At 56.8% G+C, this 19,043-nt stretch carries 10 protein-coding genes, 2 pseudogenes and 1 other annotated feature; of the genes and pseudogenes, 6 read left to right on the top strand and 6 right to left on the bottom strand.

Features of this window, described 5'->3' with window-relative positions; translation table 11 throughout:
• Positions 1–274: 274 nt before the first annotated feature.
• Complete coding sequence (locus GWG67_RS37730) at positions 275–1,750, bottom strand: CoA-binding protein (protein WP_275174716.1); 1,476 nt, start codon at positions 1,748–1,750, stop codon at positions 275–277.
• A 614-nt stretch (positions 1,751–2,364) separates the two neighbouring features.
• Between GWG67_RS37730 and GWG67_RS37735 the strand changes: the two genes are divergently transcribed.
• The 3 genes and pseudogenes from GWG67_RS37735 to GWG67_RS37745 form a co-directional block, all read left to right on the top strand.
• Complete coding sequence (locus tag GWG67_RS37735; protein WP_275174717.1) at positions 2,365–3,261, top strand: 3-keto-5-aminohexanoate cleavage protein; 897 nt, start codon at positions 2,365–2,367, stop codon at positions 3,259–3,261.
• A 1,066-nt stretch (positions 3,262–4,327) separates the two neighbouring features.
• The gene (locus tag GWG67_RS37740; RefSeq protein WP_275174718.1) at positions 4,328–5,983 is read left to right on the top strand and encodes a class I adenylate-forming enzyme family protein; all 1,656 of its coding nucleotides are present in this window, start codon (positions 4,328–4,330) and stop codon (positions 5,981–5,983) included.
• A gap of 164 nt (positions 5,984–6,147) precedes the next feature.
• Positions 6,148–6,276: pseudogene (locus tag GWG67_RS37745) on the top strand (IS3 family transposase); the annotation flags it as partial.
• 399 nt (positions 6,277–6,675) lie between these two features.
• Here the strand turns inward: GWG67_RS37745 and GWG67_RS37750 are convergent.
• The 4 genes and pseudogenes from GWG67_RS37750 to GWG67_RS37765 all read right to left on the bottom strand — a co-directional run bounded on the left by GWG67_RS37750 (position 6,676) and on the right by GWG67_RS37765 (position 12,054).
• Positions 6,676–7,944, bottom strand: coding sequence for an aminotransferase class I/II-fold pyridoxal phosphate-dependent enzyme (locus tag GWG67_RS37750; protein WP_275174719.1), 1,269 nt, complete (start codon positions 7,942–7,944; stop codon positions 6,676–6,678).
• 942 nt (positions 7,945–8,886) lie between these two features.
• A pseudogene (locus GWG67_RS37755) lies at positions 8,887–9,879 on the bottom strand (IS3 family transposase); the annotation flags it as partial.
• Positions 9,491–9,607: a sequence feature (AL1L pseudoknot), on the bottom strand. (Overlaps the previous pseudogene by 117 nt.)
• A gap of 193 nt (positions 9,880–10,072) precedes the next feature.
• Positions 10,073–11,071, bottom strand: a complete 999-nt coding sequence (locus tag GWG67_RS37760; RefSeq protein WP_275174720.1) for a RimK family alpha-L-glutamate ligase — start codon at positions 11,069–11,071, stop codon at positions 10,073–10,075.
• A 491-nt stretch (positions 11,072–11,562) separates the two neighbouring features.
• Positions 11,563–12,054 (bottom strand): GNAT family N-acetyltransferase, encoded by a 492-nt coding sequence (locus GWG67_RS37765; RefSeq protein ID WP_275174721.1) that lies wholly within the window; start codon positions 12,052–12,054, stop codon positions 11,563–11,565.
• 565 nt (positions 12,055–12,619) lie between these two features.
• On the opposite strand from GWG67_RS37765, the gene GWG67_RS37770 reads away from it, so the two are divergent.
• A complete protein-coding gene (locus GWG67_RS37770) occupies positions 12,620–13,120 on the top strand; it encodes a GNAT family N-acetyltransferase (protein ID WP_275174722.1) in 501 nt (166 codons plus the stop codon).
• A 777-nt stretch (positions 13,121–13,897) separates the two neighbouring features.
• Here GWG67_RS37770 and GWG67_RS37775 read toward each other — a convergent pair.
• Positions 13,898–14,113 (bottom strand): hypothetical protein, encoded by a 216-nt coding sequence (locus GWG67_RS37775; RefSeq protein WP_275174723.1) that lies wholly within the window; start codon positions 14,111–14,113, stop codon positions 13,898–13,900.
• Positions 14,114–15,110: 997 nt separating this feature from the next.
• Here GWG67_RS37775 and GWG67_RS37780 point away from each other — a divergent pair.
• Together GWG67_RS37780 and GWG67_RS37785 are read left to right on the top strand one after the other, a co-directional pair.
• Complete coding sequence (locus tag GWG67_RS37780; RefSeq protein ID WP_275174724.1) at positions 15,111–18,293, top strand: amidohydrolase family protein; 3,183 nt, start codon at positions 15,111–15,113, stop codon at positions 18,291–18,293.
• A gap of 277 nt (positions 18,294–18,570) precedes the next feature.
• On the top strand, positions 18,571–18,741 hold the full coding sequence (locus GWG67_RS37785) for a hypothetical protein (protein ID WP_275174725.1): 171 nt from the start codon (positions 18,571–18,573) through the stop codon (positions 18,739–18,741).
• Positions 18,742–19,043 lie beyond the last annotated feature (302 nt).

Consider the following 19,043-nt stretch of genomic DNA (forward strand, 5'->3'; position numbering starts at 1 on the left):
GCACTTGGGCGCAGGCGCGGATATGACGCGGGTTACCCTCGGGAAGAGCCGGGTGCGGGAAAGCCGCCTGCCCGGATCTGTGAGGGCGAAAGCCAAATGGCTGAGCTACTCGACCACGACCTCTGTGCAGGGTTCTACCTGTGTACGAAAGACTCGCGACGGGTAGTGGCCGAACGGGTCGTCGACCGATCAGTTACGATGGATCGCGGCGTGCTGGCCGGTCGCTTCGAGCTGCCGAATACGGCCTTTAGATCGCTCCTGCTTGGTCAGGCGCCTAGAGAGTGGTATCCAATGGCGCAGCGCTCGCGATCGACGCGTGCCACCTGATAACGTTGCCCAAAGCTCGAACCGAGACCGCGGTGCCTTGCAAGAGCGCTCGGCCAGCGAACATGGGCGGGCTTCCATCAATCTCACCGTCTTTACACATTCCATTCATCTGCGAGACCGGAATGACAACAACTCCGGGATGTTGTGCCATCAGCTTCGTCAGTGCGAGTCCAACGACGGAGTCATCCTCCATGCTCATCGGCAAGTCCTTGCCCCAGAGAAGGATGTCAAACTCATCGCTCTGTCCAAGTATTTCTATGCAACTCGTCAGGACCTCGGCGTCGAATGCGCTCTGAGCGCTCAGATCTAGGGGATTAAAGTTGTTTGCGAATCTTGGAAGCACGTTCGCCAGCTGTTTGCGCAATCGATGGGAAAAGGAAGCGAGCTTCAGCCCCGGCGTCGACAATATCGAATCGGCCATTATATTGCCCATTCCGCCGGAAAAACTTACGAATGCGACGCGATTCCCCCGCGGTCTGCGGCAGGCGTTGAAAGCTACAACGGTTTCGATTAGATCCTCAACCGAGTGAACGGCAATGACACCCAGCTCTTCCAGAAAACGGATATCTCCTTTATAGCTGTTGGGGCCTTGTGTTGCCGTATGTCGTTTGATGCTCTTTTGCACCTCAGGATGTGCCCCGACGCGCAACATGATGATCGGCTTGCCCGCTTCCCGCGCGCGCGTACAGGCAATGGCAAAGCATTCTGGATCGTTAATGCCTTCGCAATAGCTGACGATGACTTCCGTTTGTGGATCGTCGGCGAAGAAGTTGATTAGTTCGGCTGTTGTTACGCGGGCTTCGTTGCCAGTCGTCACGATCTTGCTAATACCAATGCCTCTGCTCATCAACGGATGCATCACCGTGACCATCTGCCCGCTCTGGAAGATGCCACTGACTCCTCCCGCGACCACCTTGGCGATCTTATCGTCCCCGACGGCAATTATCGGCCGGTGAAGATTGAGCAGCCCGTATGTGTTGGGCCCGATAACGACTGTTGTCGCCGAGTCGTCTGCCCAGCGTTGAATTTGTTGCTGTCTGGCGCGGCCTTCCTTCGAGTCGAGTTCCGCGAAACCGCTAGCGATGATCTGCGCGGCCCCCACCGACTTTCGCTTGCATTCCTCTAAAACAGAGAGAAGATTCTCGGCTCGAACGCATACCACGGCTAGATCGACGTGAAACGGAACGTCTGCGATCGACTTGTAACAGTCGACGCTGCCAATGTTTGTGTACTTGGGGTTCACAGCAGCAATGTTTCCGTCGAAGCCAAAGGAAACGATGTTGTTAAGGATACTTTTGGCAAGGCTCGGCTTCGGCGAGGCACCAATCACGGCTACTCCCCGCGGTTCGAACAGGGATTTCAGAGCCCATCTGCGGTTTGCCATCTTGAAGCTGGCCGAATTCTGCGATTCTGAATGCATCATTGCCCCCTCTCTGTACTTATGGCGTCTCCACTGGCAATGAACATGCCAGCAGCATCGAACGGCCTAAGCGCCTCAGTCAGAGCATCGGCGCGCCCGACTAGGCCGATACCTCGCTCGATGACATATCGCTGTCATAAGTGGGACAATTGGATCAATGGTCATTTGTGCGCAAAATGACAAAGGTGTAGCGATCGCGGCGTAGCGACTAGAGGTTTTGCGGCGCACTTGAAGCTGGCGCGGCCCTGAGTGCGATGAGTGGTGCACCGCAGGCGAACACGGCGACGCTCTCAAAGGTGGTGAACAGGCCCTGGAATCCGGGCTGTCGGGTCGGTCACTTGCCGCGTCATTGCAGGCCGAAATTCTAGGTTCAGGCTGTTTGCTTCAACTGTGTGTTCTCTCATGCCCAACCGCGTACGGATTCCGTGAACGGCACGCCGATTGCTTGGACCATGAATGCGGCTGGGACGAAGTCGCGGTTGCACTGATTGAGAGCCGCGGCTGATTCTGTTTACGTGGTACTGCTTACGTTCGGACGCGAAAAGGATGAATTAACGGCGACCGATCTGATCGTTAGTGGGGGCCTGGTTTGGTGCTGGTCAAAGGAGAAGGTCTGGATGATTTCTGAGGTGTTTATCACTTGTGCCGTCACAGGGTCTGGAAGTTCTGTGGAGCACAGCCCGCATGTGCCGGTGACCCCGGAGCAGATCGCCGATTCGGCTATTGAGGCCGCCCGGGAGGGCGCGGCAGTAGTTCATATTCACGTGCGTGATCTTGAAACCCGACGGGGATCCCGAGACCCGGCCCTATATAGGGCAGTGGTGCAGCGGATTCGGAAGTCAGACGTGAATCCGGTGATCAATCTGACCGCAGGGATGGGCGGAGACCTCGTGCTAGGTGAACCGCAGTCTCCTCTGCCGCCGAACCGCGCGGCGACGGACATGGCGGGTGCGCTCGAGCGACTGGTGCATGTAGAGGAGTTGCGCCCTGAAATTTGCACTCTGGATTGCGGGACGATGAACTGGGGCGCCCGCAGCCAGTACATCATGGTCAATAGTGCCGGGACGCTGCGCGTGATGGCCGCACGCGTGAAGGAGATAGGTGTGCGTCCTGAACTTGAAGTGTTCGATACGGGTCAGTTGGTGCTCGTGCGCGATTTAATCGAGGACGGGATAATCGAGGATCCCGCGTTGATCCAGCTATGTATGGGAATTCGGTATGGCGCACCTGACGATCCGACCACGCTCATGGCGCTTGTGCACCAGATTCCGCCTCGAGCGATCTACTCGGCCTTCTCGATCGGACGAATGCAGTTTCCGTATGCGGCGTTGGCACCGTTGGTTGGCGCAAACGTACGGGTAGGGTTAGAGGACAATCTTTATCTCTCTCGCGGGCGGCTGGCGACTAATGCCGAACTCGTCCAGCGCGCTGTGGAAATTCTCGTCCGGATGGGCGTGCGCGTAATGAGCGCTGATGAGGTACGCCAGAAACTCGAGTTGAGAGTCCATCACTGAGAGGGTGAGAGTTTATGCCTAAAGTGCGGCCGCAAGTGGGAGGTCTGCAGCCGGAGCGTCCTATCGGCCAAATCCGCGGAAGTAGCTTGTCGAGCCTTGGACGATCTGCAGCGAGCCAGCGAGGCTTGTGGATCGACGTCGTACACTGTTGACACGATCTAGCTTTACACCAATGGCAGGATTGCCACTTCGAAAGACAGATACGGCCGTCCTCGAGGAAGCAGGTGAACACGGCCAGCGCTGCCATGTAGTCCATGGCCTTGGCAGAGCCAGTTCAGGTCGCAGTTTAAGTTTTCGATTCGTAGCTTCTCGGACTGCTGGCGTAGACGCCGGCTTCGGGGCACGTGCCTGCAACGTCGTCTGAGCGCCACGACATGTTCCGGAAATGTTTCGGGACCGTCGGCCCGTTGGCTGACGGAGCCCAATTAAATGGGCGCTTTTCTCGGTCGGACTGCATATTGCGTAACCGCATCCGGCGCTCTTCGGCCCAAACTCTGTTGAGCGGGTACCGGTCGAGCGCCTCAAGCAAATTAGCCCTACGTGCCTTCGAGCAGGTACCTATCGTTGCAGTAGAAAGCTCCTTGAATTCTCTGATCGTGAGCGGTGGCGCCTCGTATCACTTGCTCAAAAACGCGTGCACGATTGTGGCTACTCGTTCGGTCATCTCAATTACAAGCGGCCGTTCCCATTGCCCAACTAGCTCTCCCCACGAAGCAATCGCGGCTTCGCCGCCTCAAGTAGCCAATACCAGAGTAGGTAGTACATCGCTTTCTATAGATGAGGTACGAACTAGTGCGAATCGTGTGTGAACGATGACCCAGCGGATAGGACGGGTGCACGAATGATAAGACGTGGTAAGTCCGTTGGGCCGAGCTCCACCTCTGGAAAATACTGCAATCACGGCCACGCCGAATCACCAGCCGCGCGCCCTAAACGTTCGGTCGCGCCGCAGGTCTCATTCGCGGGGAGCAGTCGCGTGTCTACAGCGTGCCGCTCCCGATTGACATAGTGGCCTCACGAATTGTCGCCGCCGTTCCAGGCGCTCTCTAAAACGCGAGGTGTTCCCATGATGGATCCAGCAAAATTGAAGCCAAACCAGCTGAGAAAGCGTGTCGCAAATGCATTGCGCAAAGTCGAGGCGCTGGAATCCGCTTATGAGACGATCACAATCGGTCAGCTGGTTTCAATGCGCGCAAAAACACATGGATCGACCATAGCAATCGATGTTTTCGAGCGCGGTGAACGCGCGACCTACATAGAGATGGACCGATCGTCTAACAAATATGCGCACGCGCTGCGTGCATTCGGAGTGCGAAAGGGCGATCGCATCGGAGTGATGCTTCCCAATCGCATCGAGTACCCGATCGTGTGGTTCGCGCTCGCGAAGCTTGGTGCAGTCATGGTCCCGATCAACATGCGGTATACGAGACGGGAGATTGAATATGTTCTCAGCGATACACAAGCTAAGTTCGCCGTTGTTGATCAAAGCGTATGGCCGGTATTCTCGTCGATGGAGCCTTGGCCGCAAAACCTTGCCAAGGAGAGGGCAATTGTCGCGGGACAACCTTCCTGCGGGGCACCCATTACCCTCGCTGGATTACTTGATGGCGTGGTCGACTCCTTGGTCGAGGAGGATGTCGGCCCTGACGATCTCTTAAACATTCAATATACTTCCGGGACAACTGGCTTTCCAAAGGGGTGCATGTTGACCCATGACTATTGGGGGCTGTTTTCGTATCAACAGATGTGTTGGGACGACGGGCCATACAAAAGGTATTTGTCCGCGCAGCCATTCTTCTATGTCGATCCGCCGGTGCATCTTCTGAGGTCATACCGTCAGGGCGGCACGCTCTACCTAGCTCCTCAACTCAGCGCGACGCGCTTCATAAGTTGGGTCAAACAGCATCAAATAGAATGGTGCCAGGTTCCCGAACTGATAGCACGGGAGGCCGAGGCGGCCGACGAAGATGGGGCGACCTGCTTGAAGCAAATCCTGAACTGGGGCTGGAGCCCTGAGACAGTGCGCCAATTTCGGAAACGGTTTAGAGTGCGGACCGAGGAAGCGTACGGGATGACGGAGATCGGGTTCGCCACGCGAATGACTAACCAGCTCGACGAGCTAGCCAGTTCAGGTTCGGTCGGGATACGCGCGCCGTTTCGGGCGCTGCGGATAATGAACGAGGATGGCAACCCCACTCAGATCGGCGAAGTCGGTGAAGTATGGGTTAGTGGGCGCGGGATTCTCAAGGGCTATTGGAACAAGCCGGAAGCAAATGCCGCCTCGTTTGAGGAGGGATGGTTTAAGACTGGTGATCTGATGCGTCGCGATGAGCTCGGCTTTTATTGGCTGGTGGGGCGCACGAAAGACATGATCCGCCGCTCGAGCGAGAACATCGCCGCGCGAGAGGTTGAGGCTGTCATTCGAGAAATGCCTGAGATTGCGGACGTGGCCGCGATACCGGTTCGCGATCTGAAGCGCGGAGAGGAGGTCAAAATTGTCGTCGAATTGAGAGGAGGCATCGCGTCAGACAATCTGCCCATAGAGCGCATTGTCGATCATGCGCGTGCGCATCTTGCGTCCTTTAAGATACCTCGGTACATCGCCTTTACCCATGCGCTTCCTCGAGCCCCCTCCAGCAATAAAGTACTCAAACGTGAGCTTACGGCCGTTGGTGATCCGCTTGCTGGGAGTTATGATACCAAAGAGAAGCGCTGGTTGTGAAACCGATTACACGCTTGTTCTTGCAGATGCTTCGTTGTCGTGGCCACCTGAAGTGAACTGAACTTGCCATCACACGACGTTCTTTGGCGCCAAGACCGCTAGTCTCCGCCAGAACCGAGGTTGGGGGCAGATCTGTGCACTGACCTTGCCTCACTGGTTGGCGCGGGATGGAGGTCTCCGAGGCGAAGCGGCTGGAGCACGAGAACAGGCGGCTGAAGCGGCTGCTCAAGGACGCCATGCTGGACAATGCGGCGCTGAAGGATCGGTTGGGGAACGAAATGGTGACGCCCACGGGAACGGCGGAAGGCCGTCGCCCGTCCGCCCGTCTGCGGGGAGCGTTCGGACGAACTGACGCGGGCCGTGCAAGCCCTTCGGCTGCTGCGCATGATTGGATGAGCCAGGCAAGTTGCCGGCCGTCGCCAGCGCCTGAACGCGAGCGCCCAGGAGCGCCGATGCTTAAGTATCGACGCCTGCAAGTGCTTCTCAAGCCGGGGTGCGCGATGCGATGACGGCTGGGCGCGCCGGCGGCGTTGGCCCTGAAGACTGCATACGGCACCGCTCGATCGGAATGACGCGCATTTCAGCCGGCTGGCTCCGTTTTATTCGCACTGATTCGAACTCTGATTTGCCCTCGATCAAGATCCCATTGTTCCTGTCGGCCCAGCCAATTACATCGACAGCCTAAACGTGGATCATCTGAGAGGATAGGGCTTTCCGGTTATTTCGCCGACTGCTTCCAAGATGCTATCGCACAGCCGTTCTATGTCGCTGGCGTCATGTTCGGATGTAATAACTACCCTAATTCCGCCTGTCCCGTTCTCTAGCCTTGGGAGAAACGTCTCTGACGTATAGAACCCGCTATCGTGAAGACGTCTGGCGATCCCAATCGCATTTTCCTTTTCTCCTATAGTGATCGTTCTAATCGGAAGTAATTTGCCTCGCTCGGCCGTGTCGAGGCGCCGGTCAAAGAGGTCGATGCGTTGCGCCAGTCGCTGCTGCCGCTCGCTCAATTCTGCCGAGACATGAATTTTGCACGAGCCAAGTGCCGCGCCGACCGCCGCCAGATTAGGACACTCTGAAAGTCCATCGATAGTTAAGAACCGGCGAAAAAAAGCCTCGTGCTCGCTTGTTCCGACCATCAATAGGCCGCCGTGTGCACCGAATCCCTCGGAAAGCGAGGCCGCTATGCTTGTTCGATGGCCGAGCACTTGCGGAAACTGAGAGCGAGCAAGCCCTTCGCCTTTTCGTCCAAAGATCGATATACCGTGGGCATCGTTGATATGGAGAAACAGCCCATAGCGTTCTTGAAGCCGATGCAGTTCAGCTAGCCGCGAATAGCCTCCTTGGGAGTAAATATCATCGCAAACATATGCCACTGACGGATTTTCGCGGCACAATCGTTCCAGAGCGTCGAGATCATTGTGGACAATCGTTTCCACGCGAGCTTCACCAGCGACGATCGGCCTGTAACAGAGCAAAGAGCCGTGCGCCAAGCAATCGAAGACGACAACCGGCCTTCTTCCGCCAGTCAGTCGGCCCGAAGCGAGGATGCGAATCGCTCCTAAATTGGCAAGCAGGAGACTGGAGGAAAGTATGGCGTGCGCACAAAACGTCTGAGATAGGGTGTCCTCGAGTTGTTCAAGAAGGTCCAAACGGAGATGCGGTCGGTCGCTGGACCCATGTGATGACTTTTGCGCCTCAATTGCGTCGATCGCCCCAGCGACAACCAACGGATGGCGGTCGAGCCCCAGGTAAGAGCGTCGCACGAAATCAATTGCCTGCTGAGGAGCGTGTGACCTCCTATCGAAAGTAATCGAGCGTGTAGTCGCATAACGTCCATCGTCGGCGATGAGATCTGCTGTATGGGCAGCATCAAAAGACTGCATGCCGTCACCGGACATACATGCTGTGTTCGGAAAGAGCTCTCTCACGTGGGCTCCTTTGGATGATGCCTTGTTCATTTTTCATTCTAATCCACCAAAACTGTGCAGGCGTCTGTGCCGCGCGAGACGCAGGTAGGTCGCCGAATGACATCAACTAAACCACCGCCGGCCTGCCCTGGACAGCTACTAGATTAGACGGTTCCCGCCAGGCAATCATACAGGATGTCGAGATGATGAGCATCCGTTGGACCTCAGCTCTTGGGCGCCGTCGCATGTAAGTACTCACACAGAAGTCGAGGCTTGATATCCGCGCCGCGGCGGTAAGTCGTGAGTCGGTGAACACCTGAACACCCACTTCACCGAGGTCTTAGACTCAGGCCACCCGTCCCGGATCTCAATTCCGCTGACGATGTGGTGGAGCAAATATCATCTGGCGAGTCTTGTCACGGCATGGTGGGGACGCGATGTACTTTGTTGGACGTGCGTGAGGCATACCGGACGCCTCGACGAGTCGCTCCATGGAATTGCACGCCGGGATCAGCCATCTCTGCGCGATCGTGCTACCCATCGGATGTCGCCGAGTGCCCGTCAAGACAGCTTCCAGCCGAATGAGCGGGCAAAGCGGTATCGTCAGTCATACGTCTACTGATTCAATCTCCACCACACAGCGTAAGGCAGCCGTCGCCCGAGGGAGACTGCACATCTAGCTTGCGTTCGAAATCCATGACTACTAGGTTGCGCGCATAGTGTAAGGTCACGACCTGGGCGCTGCATCTCGTTCCCGAAGAGATGGACGCGTTTAAGCGCCTTTTTGAGCTCTATCTTCGCTGAGATATTTGAGGCGGAATGGAGCCGGGTTCGATTGCAGAAGCCCCGCCGATTAAGGCGAAGAGATCGCGCGGGTCCACCGCGCAGGTCTGACAGCGATGATGAACGAACTTTGCGTTCAGGTGTGAACCGCCCGGGTTTGCCGGAGGCCATTTGATTTAAGTTATGCCGCCTGGCGGGTTGTTCCAGCATGGCGTAGTAGCGTTGCTCGGCTTCGGCAGGCGGTATGTTGCCGATGGGCTCCAGTTCGGCCAGGCGTTCGGTGTATTTGATAGAGACGTATTGGCTGCGAGCCCGCCGCGATGGACGGTCGACGATCGTGCAGGGCCTGCTCCAGCGCATCGAGTACGAAGCCTGCATGCGCCGTGCGCGAGGCCCGCCAGCCGACGATCCTGCGGGCATAGGCATCGATCACAAAGGCGACGTAGACAAAGCCGGTCCAGGTTGCGACATAAGTGAAGTCGGAGAGCCAGAGAACGTTCGGCCTTGGAGCCTTGAACTGGCGGTTGACGTGATCCAGCGGGCATGGCGCGGCCTTGTCGCTGATCGTGGTCTTGACCGGTTTGCCGCGGATAACCCCTTGCAAACCCATGTCCCGCATCAGCCGCGACACCGTGCAACGGGCAACATCGAAGCCTTCGCGCTTGAGCTGGCGCCAGACCTTGCGCACGCCGTAGACGGAGAAGTTTTGATCGAAGACGCGCCGAACCTCGATCTTCAGCGCGCCGTCCTGCCTGGCGCGCGCCGACCGCTTGGCCGGATCGCGCCGTTTGGCCACATGGGCGTGGTAGGTCGAGGGGGCGATCGGCAACACCTTGCAGATCGGCTCGACCCCATGCGCCCCACGATGATCGTCAATAAAGGCGATCATCGCTTGGACCGGCGGTCGAGCTCCGCCATCGCAAAATAAGCGCTCGCCTTGCGCAGGATCTCGTTGGCCTGTCGAAGCTCACGGTTCTCCCGTTCCAGGGCCTTCAGCTTCTCGGCCATATCAGTCGGAACGCCGGCCCGCTGCCCGCTGTCGATCTCGGCCTTCTTGACCCAGTCATGAAGCGTCTGCGGTGTGCAGCCGATCTTGGCCGCGATTGACGCCACCGCCGCCCAGCGCGACGCGTGCTCGCTGGCGTGATCCAGAACCATCCGAACCGCTCGGGCCTGGACTTCGGGGGAAAACTTGTTCGTCATCTAGCTTGTCTTGGCTCCATCCTCTCAGGAGTTGGAGCCTCCGGCAAACCCGAGGCGGTTCAGGTGTGTGGAAGACGCTCATCATTGCGGCATCGTCGAAGCAGTTGTCCATATCGCCGCAAGACGTGAGACAACGCCGGTAATATGGGCGAACAAACACCGAATTACGTTCGTGATTCGTAAGAGCGTCAATTCATGACGACGAACTCCCCGCGAAGTGAGCAGTGATTAACTCGGAAACTTTGTCCGAGCGGTCTACCCCACAAGCACACTGCAAGTCGTACAGCCCTCCCGGATTTACAAGATTTATTTCGATGATGTAAGGATAGGCAATGTCGATCCCTGCGAAGTTGATTCCGTGAGCCATCAGTTTTCGACCGACCGACTCGGCTAGCTCAATTTCATCTTTATGCAGATCCGTCGGAACAGGTTTTCCTCCGAGTACTATGTTCGACCTGTGATCGTCTGGATGCCCGATCCGGCCGTGCCAGGCAGCCGCCTGTCCGCAAGCAACGATGACACGTTTTTCGCCGTGGGCCACTTCGGGAATATACTGCTGCAGAACCGTGTACTCGGCTTTGAAGCCGCCTAGCTCGCCATAGCTATCTTTGTGCGCAGTGGTATTTCCGGTAAGGCATTGCAGGATTGCTCGGACATTTGGTCCCTTTGGGGTAAGTAAAAAGACGTTTTGCCCACAGGTGGAATTTGGCGGCTTAGCTACCCACCACTGATCTGAAGTTTCCTGGTAGCGATCCCATAGCAGCGAAAAGTCGTTCGATATGTATGAAAGGGCTCTGTTCGCCTTCGGCACGATGTGGCCCAGTGCATGCTTTGGAGTAAGGAACACCAGACCTTCGACGCTGTTAACGAACGACGTGGTCTGAGACGCCAGCCAAAGCATTTGCCAAATGTCAAGAGATACACGATCCTGAGGATGGCCCATGACCCAGACTAGTTGGCATTCATCGAGAAAATAGGTAGTTCGAGTTCCTCCTACCGCGCAGCCGGGATGATAAGGCTCGGCGTTTTCAGGCACTAGGACTCCGTTTGTGGAAAAGCGATAATCTTCTGCCGAAATAGAATTCAGCTCGCCGAAAATGACTTCCCATCCCAACCGGCGAAACGCGTTGCTGATAGGGGCGTCGTTCTCGCCTAAACAGTTGAGGGTGTTGGTGAGTATCAGCAGTCTCATTACATTCTCCTAAACCTGAACCGGTATCTGAGTTCCACATCGCACAGGTAGCTCTACTATCAAAATTCAAGCACCGCGGCGGTTTGCAACCCACCCAGCCAGGACTCGGCTATTGGCCCAGTGCTGCATCAGACACATAGCAACGCGCGTGCCAAGGTTAGGTTGGTTTCTAGTAGGCGGCTGAGTTCGTCCGAAAAGGTGGTCTATCGAGACGGGCAGGAGGCTTAGATCGAACAAGGGTTCGTGCAGCTGTCGGGGGCAGGACAAGGATTGTAGAGTTCAGTGGACAAAAAATGCCCGCGGCCGCGCGCTCGGATGCTTCGCCTGGTATGGAGCCGCAGGCGCAACAGCGTTGTCGGTCGAATCACAACGGCCTGCAATGAAACGCATCTCCGCAAAGAGAAGCGCATCTCGCGTCGGCAGTGCTATCCGGTATCCGTGCCCGCCGGCATAGATTTTTACGGCGCAGGGCGGCCGGACGAGAGCCGACATCATCGCAATTGCTTCCACAGCCATATATCATTGTGCCATTCACCTCGAATACGTGAAAGTTCGCGTAATGTTGCGACACGTCGAAATTCGAACACATCGAAGTTTTTGATTGCGCCGACATTTCTTTCTAGGGTGCGGCCCAACAGCGCACGCAGTCCAAACGTTTTGGCGGTCTCAATCAAGTGCGCGAGCATCAGCCTTCCAATTCCCATTCCTCGATGTTTTTCATCAACGTAACATGAAACTTCGGAGAGTCCCGTATACTCAGGGCGCATTGAGAGCGTGTTTAGGGAACACCACCCGATTACGTTCCTGCCGTCATGTTCATAAACGAAGGCTGTATAGGGGTCTTGATGCTCCTCAAGCCAAGCCAACCGTTCGGTGCGAGTGTCAGGCGACACTCGACTAACGGCAAAGACGCCTGGTGCCATCGCTTGATTGTAGATTGCGGCGATGTCTTCAGCATCCGAACATTTCGCGCGTCGAATCACTAGCTTGTCCTATTTGTTTGATAGCGCGTTGCAGGCTTGAGCGTGCCATGCACGCTACTAGCCTCTGTCGAACGCGTCCCATCATTGGTTGGGCAGTTGGATGTCCGATTTCACCCGTGCAAGGAGCGAGTGGAATCGGATTACCTACGTTCAACAATGCGAGTATTAGAACTCTGCACAAGCCATAAGCTCTGGTAGGTTTCGGAACGTCCGTTATGCGTTAGCCTCGGTATCGAGGGTCTCGGGGGCTTTTCTACATTGCTGCCGCTTCCTGAACATTACTGCAGCATGTTGCTTCAGTTCACTGCACAGGAGAGCCGCCGCGAATGCGCAAAAAGCGCAGCAATCCTGGGCTGGCCGATCAGGACTTATGGCGAAAGCGGCGATTGGAAGCCGTAGAGAACTCGGGCGGCGTTGCTTGGGTCGCCTGACCGGGTAAAATGCTGTTTTCCAAATAATTCGCCGGTCAAAGTCGGAGTCGGAGTTCGGGGCGCTTCTCTTGAGGAGCATCTGGTGTTTCGCCGAGTCATGCCAGATCCCGATGTTAGACGAATGAGGGCTTCAAATGTGGTACGAACTGCGCCGGCTGCAAACAGGTGATCTACCCGAAGTAACGGACATCTATAATGCCGCGTGTCGGGACAGGGAATCGACGCAAGGAACACGTCCTTGGAGCGTTGCGGAAATGAATCAATTCGTATTCGCGCTTCGTCCCTCATTCGTGTCTTACACGTGTATCAGGAACGGCAACGTGATCGGATGGGCAGCACTTACTCCGCACCATATCAATGAAGGGGTGCGGCACACGGCGGAAATGTCGCTCTTTGTTCAAGGGGCGTTCCGCCGTAAAGGAGTTGGTTCCGCGCTCGCGCATGCTGTTCTGAGTCAACAAAGTACAGCAAATCTACATTGCATCTTGGCAATGACATTTGCTGACGCGCCGCACGTTATTTCTTTTGCAGAGCGAAAATGTAGCCTTTCGGTTGCCGGATGTCTCCCGGGGGCGTTTTCCGACAAGGGGAATAACTACGACATTCTAGTCCTGCAAAGACTTATAGTGCCGTGAACTCCACGGAGTATAAATTGGTGTGCCTAGCAGCGGTAGGGTGAACTCCCGACTGGCTTCCCGCAAGAATTATCCCCAGGTCGCCTGAGTCATCCAATTTGAGAAGATAGTTGGCGTGGGATAATTGGCATAGCGTCATGCCAACTGGGCCGGGTGGCGGTACGGGCGACCAAAGCCAGCCGAACGAACTGAAGTTGTGGTCGCCCACTATATAGTTGGCATGCCAGTTTCCGTTCGCGGCAATGGGTAGGCGAGGGCGGTTCCGTCCGACTGAGGCTCTAGGTTTTTACCATCATGCGGCTGCGCCTGATGCCTTCATACGGCGGCGTTCGCGGATGCGGTTGGTACCTACTACTTACTCGATAAGTTCCGCTTCGATGCGCGTCTTGATTCGTTTCGCTGCAAGTTCTTCCAAGTCGGGTTCATCCAGCACACAGCATCAGCCGAAAAACTCTTAGCCGAGTGCTTTTACTTGCATCCTCTTAAGCCCCTCGGCCTTTTTGGAAGAGGCGGCCGCCGCTCGGACGTTCGCAATGTGGTTGCGGCACAAATCGCCAACCGAAACGCCGGCCTCAAGCTCTTTCGAGATCCCGATAGGAGCTGCTCTTGGCTAAGGCGACTGCTTCTCATGCTGTGGTTCTCTTCATCGGCCAAAACGGTCAAAATGGCCAAACCCTAGGCGCAATCTCCCGCGGTAGTGCTTATTCGGTATGCCTTCTCTCTTTGTGTCTCGTCGGGCCGGACTCAAATCGTTAAGAGCGCAAACGGGTTGAAGGATTAGAAAATGTCGAGCTCAATCTCTTCCGCCAGCTCGACAATACTTTCTGAATGTTGGCCAATGCGGCGCGCGTATTTTAATGCTTGGGCGCGGTTCACGAACAGTCCGCCAAAACGACCATTCTGGTCGCGAGCAACCCAGGTGCCTCGGCGATTCCTGCCAACAAGGATCCTGCCCGCCGCAGGGATGCGCAAAGGAAGTTCAGCCAACTTCATTTTCTGTGCAGGAATGTGAAAGTGTTGCTCTGCTCGTCACCCGAGTGCATATCTTTGCGTGTTGTTTAATCGCGGGTGAGCTTGCTACACACTAGGCCAGCATCTCCAGATCGGTGGCGCAATCAGTGCGCTTCGGCGGTGACGAAATTGAGGAGCCGGTGGCCCTGCCGCGGTTAGAGCGGCCTGCCTGCAGTGATTCACTTGCAGCTATGATCATCATACGGCGTGACCCCATTCCAAAGCGTCCTATTCTCTTTCGTGAGGGCGACCAGTTTCGCCCAATCGGTCGAAGTCGCCGCTCTATGGCGATCGAGAAGTGGCCTCCTTACGGGCAGGTTGGCCTGGCAACCGATAGTCGCAACAAGGCTCGCATATTGCTGTTTCTTATATCAACTGTTTCGGTCGGTAGTTGACTGAGGGCCAATTGTGCGTGGCTCCACGGAGGCTGCAACAGCCAGGCAATGCATGACGGTCACACAAGGTTAAGCAAGTACGTGGTGCCAACGGGAGAGCGAACACAAACTTTGGTGGCACGTTACGACGCTGAACTGAGGCGTTGGACGGAGTGCGCACTGCGAGCGGTCACGAGGCCTGGCGACCTGTTGCGTCATAACTTTGGGGGACTCTGTTATTTATAGGGCTGACATTCTATAAAAAAGGTGCGGCAGCGTCGTTGGGAGGTGGACTGGCCCGATATCTGCTTGGCCTTCGCCGCAACAAACGGAGGAGGAAATCTATGCCACTCCAGTACCCGCGTTCCACAACGTTTGACCAAGCAAGAGCTCTGTTCTTCTTTCGCGCTCACCTGATCGTAAGCAGCGGTATCATGCCGAAGAGTAGAGCGAGCAATACAGGTGCGTCTTGACCCGTCGTAATTGCTCCAGCCTCCGAATGTCATTGGGGGCGAAAGCCCCGAGAGATGTGGCTGCCGCTTATATTCGATTCCGGATACCGAGCGACCAGGGTCTTGGGGCGCCATAGTCCATTCAAGGCCACCATGGAACGGCACACCATCGAAGAAAGTTGTTGTATGATGACGAGAACCTCACCACGCACTATCACTCGTCGTAAATTATTGTCGATGGGGGGCGGTGCGATACTGGCCCCTTATGGCGCTTCTCTATCCCCCATCTCCCCTTCCAGGGCCGAACACTACGCGACCGTTGCCGAGGGAACGAACATCTCTGCTGCCGTTTCGCCGGACGGGCGTAAGGTCGCATTCGACCTAGCCGGGAGCCTCTGGCTTGTTGGCATCGAGGGCGGGTTCGCGCGACGGTTGACTGATGAATTCGGCGACGTCGCGCAACCGCACTGGTGTCCGGACGGGAAGGAGATCGTTTTTCAATCCTATCGCGACGGAAATTGGCATCTCTGGACGATCTCTGCCGATGGGAGCAGGTTGAGGCAGCTTACGCGTGGTCCGCACGATCATCGCGAACCAAGCTACTCTCCAGATGGTCGACGCATCGCATTCTCGTCGGATCGCGGCATGGGCTACGGCATCTACGCTTTTGACCGGGATACGGGCGCGGTAGAATCGTTGGTCGATTCCGCGACCGAGGAGACCGAACCGGCCTGGTCCCCAGACGGACGAATGATTGCGTTCGTCACCAACAGGTCATCACTGGGCGTGATGGACGAGTTGGGTAATCGGACCACTCTTGCCTCCGTTCACAGCTCAAGAGACATTCTTAATCAAAAGGAAATCCACGCTCCCTCCTGGTCTCCCGACGGGGATCTCACCTACCTTATTCTGAACAACGGGGCGGCGCAGTTGCATGGGCCCCGCGGTATTATCGTGCAAGGCGAAGACATTTTTCCTTTTCGGGTGTCATGGTTGCCGACTGGCGAGTTCGTATACACGTCGGGGGGCAAGATCCAGCGGCGCGCCCCGGAGGCCACGCAGTCTTCCGTTATTGAGTTCTCCGTGCAGCTTCCAATCGTCAAGCCGAAGTACAAGAAAGTGCGCCGGGATTTCGATTCGGCGGCATCACGTCCGGTTCTCGGTATCGGCAGCCCGGCCTTGTCGCCCGATGGCCGCAATATCGCGTTCCGCGCTCTCAACGATATCTGGACGATGACGATAGGAGACCGGCCGCGCCGCATTTGCTGCGATGAATTCCACAAATCCGACCCGGCATGGTCGCCTGACGGGCACTGGCTGTCTTATTCAAGTGACCGCGGCGGCAAGCTAGATATCTGGTTGCGCGACCTGCGCACCGGCGAGGATCGCCAACTCACGCACTTGTCCGATGCTGCGTTATCCGGTTCATGGTCGCAGGACGGCAGATTGATCGCTTATTTGGATCAGGCCGGCGGTCTTTCTACGATTGAGATCGAGAGCGGCGCTGTTCAGAAAGTCTATGGTCCTTTATGGGAACCGGGCAGGCCGAGTTGGGGACCTGATGGGCGAACGATCGCCCTTGCAGCATTCAAACCTTATTCTGCTAGCTATCGGGAGGGGCTGAGTGAAATCCTGACCGTCGATCGGATAACCGGTGAGGTCGAATACCAGTCCGCTCTTCCACACCGATCGCTCAGTACGCGCGGCGACGACGGACCTGTGTGGTCACCTGACGGGACGAAGGTCGCTTTCGTGCTGGCCAGTCTGCTGTGGATCGCTCCGGTCGATGCCCGATGCAGGCTGACCGGCCCGCCACGTGTGATCAATGCGGAGGTTACGGACGCGCCGACGTGGAGCGGTGACTCCAAAACGTTGCTTTATCTATGTAATGGAAATTTGCGGTTGCTTGCGGCCGACGGGGGAGAGCCGCAAAGCGTACCGCTTTCGTTGCATTGGGCAATGGCCAAACCGGCGGGCCGGACAGTGCTCCGCGTCGCACGCTTGTGGGATGGCCGCAGTCCGGACCTTCGGGAGAATGTCGATATCCTCATCGACTCCAACAAGATCACCGGTATTGTGTCGCAGGACGGCGATGCTTATGGCGACGCCGAAATCGTTGATGCTCCTCTGTCGACAGCCATGCCTGGGTTGATGGACATGCACACCCATCGCCAAATGCAGGGCTATTCATACGGCGACCGGCAAGGCCGGTTGTGGCTTTCTCTGGGGATCACGACGACCCGCTCCGTCGGCTCGCCCGCTTATCACATGGTGGAGGACAGGGAATCCATCGAGTCCGGGGCACGGGTGGGTCCGCGTCATTTTGCGACGGGGGAGGCGATCGACGGGTCCAGGATATTCTATAATTTCATGCGCCCGGTCACCGAGCAGGGACAGATCGCCCTGGAGTTGCAACGCGCGGAAGCTTTGTCGTACGATCTCGTCAAGACCTATGTCCGATTGGCGCTCGAGACGCAACGCGATGTCATTGCCTGGGCGCATGCCCGCGGTCTGCATGTCACATCGCACTACCAGTATCCCGCCGCGGCTTTCGGCGCCGACGCCATGGAGCATCTTGGCGCCACCAGCCGGCTCGGTTACTCGCGAACCATGAGTCGATTGGGAGCCGCCTATCAGGACGTCCTCGAGGTATTCGTGCAGAGCGGCATCTCGTGTACGCCGACCATCTTCTCCGCCAACGCATTGCTGGGCGAGGATCGTTCGTGGATCGACGACATCCGGATTAAAACGTTTTATCCCGCGTGGGAGTATGCACGACTCGAAGAACGCGCCAGACTGATGGCAGGTCCAAATGGGCTGACCACGATGGCCGAACTCCAACGCAATGTCGCGCAAGTCAAGGGAGTGTTGCGCGATGGTGGCCGAATCATCGCTGGGACCGACGCGCCGATCGATTTCCCGGCCATCAGCTTACATCTCAATCTGCGGGCGATGGTTCGCTATGGTGTGAGTCCATATGAAGCGCTGTTGACGGCAACCCGCTATCCTGGCGAATTTCTTGGCGAACCCTTGGGGGCGATTGCCGAGGGGGCGCTTGCCGACATCGTCCTCGTCGAAGGAAACCCGCTGCTGCATATCGAGGATGCCGCAAAGGTCAGCTGTGTGGTCAAGAACGGCCAGGTTTTTAGCGTCAAGGATCTGCTGGTTCCCTTCGCTGCAACGCAAGTTCGTCAGCACGGAAGGAACAAGACGTTGCCGGAAGTTCGGAGAGCCGTGAACGACGCTCGTTTCTGGTGGCACGGAAAGGAATTCGTTGAGAACAGCAGGGCCTGCTGCTGCTGCAGGGCGACACCGCGGCTACGCTGCACGGGTTAGGGTTTGAAATTTTGCGGCGGAGTTGATGATTCGATGCGGGAGTCGGTCTGGGGCCACCTGAAATCATAGTTCTGGAGTAAGCTCACGGCGTTGTGCTCCTTGCAAAGAGTTCCCTCGCTGCAATGATTGCTAGCTGTTTGTGACTGCATCGGAAGAAGTTGGTCTCTTGACGGCGCGACTTGCGGCGATCGTCGTCCAGCTTGCGCTCCGACCAGGGCTGATAACTACTGGGATAGTCCACCCTGTCTCCCCTGAGGCTGGAAAGGAGGACCTGTTCATGGATCGGAATGAAGCGCGAGCGGTCTTTGGAAATAAACAGAGAGAGAACCTTTTCCACGGCGTCGGCTTTATGGCTCCGCTGACATTGTTCAGCGTGCGTACCTTCGGCGTGTTGCCGATGTCGGGCGTTGAAAAAGTGTCCCGAACCCCGGTGGGGATGGAGGCCTAGCAGTGCGACCACGCATTCGGCGGATGACGTCCCTGCGGCAATCCTTGTCGAGCGACACCTCTTCAGCTTCTTCACCTTGCTATTCTCGTGGTCGGGCCGCTTCAACCATAGCATCTGCCTCAGCAGGGCGAGGGCTGTCTGCGGATGCGTGAGTTTCGACGTTCATCGCCTACAGTGCGGATTCCGGGGATTGCGGCCAGGGATTCCGATTGAACGCGACCATGCATTCCGATCGAAGGCGGCCACCTGTTCCGACGAAGGCGGCCGGAGTGTCGTTGCCGGCATGAGGAGTTGGGTCAGGT

The sequence above is a fragment of the Bradyrhizobium sp. CSS354 genome, from assembly GCF_029051725.1.
Classification (GTDB): Bacteria; Pseudomonadota; Alphaproteobacteria; order Rhizobiales; family Xanthobacteraceae; genus Bradyrhizobium.

Bases quoted from the DNA above. Each gene is read 5' to 3' on its own strand.
- GWG67_RS37760 (WP_275174720.1), bottom strand. From the start codon at position 11,071: ATGAGACTGCTGATACTCACCAACACCCTCAACTGTTTAGGCGAGAAC.
- GWG67_RS37740 (WP_275174718.1), top strand. From the start codon at position 4,328: ATGATGGATCCAGCAAAATTGAAGCCAAACCAGCTGAGAAAGCGTGTC.
- GWG67_RS37735 (WP_275174717.1), top strand. From the start codon at position 2,365: ATGATTTCTGAGGTGTTTATCACTTGTGCCGTCACAGGGTCTGGAAGT.
- GWG67_RS37750 (WP_275174719.1), bottom strand. From the start codon at position 7,944: ATGAACAAGGCATCATCCAAAGGAGCCCACGTGAGAGAGCTCTTTCCG.
- GWG67_RS37785 (WP_275174725.1), top strand. From the start codon at position 18,571: ATGGATCGGAATGAAGCGCGAGCGGTCTTTGGAAATAAACAGAGAGAG.
- GWG67_RS37770 (WP_275174722.1), top strand. From the start codon at position 12,620: ATGTGGTACGAACTGCGCCGGCTGCAAACAGGTGATCTACCCGAAGTA.
- GWG67_RS37730 (WP_275174716.1), bottom strand. From the start codon at position 1,750: ATGATGCATTCAGAATCGCAGAATTCGGCCAGCTTCAAGATGGCAAAC.
- GWG67_RS37780 (WP_275174724.1), top strand. From the start codon at position 15,111: ATGGAACGGCACACCATCGAAGAAAGTTGTTGTATGATGACGAGAACC.
- GWG67_RS37775 (WP_275174723.1), bottom strand. From the start codon at position 14,113: ATGAAGTTGGCTGAACTTCCTTTGCGCATCCCTGCGGCGGGCAGGATC.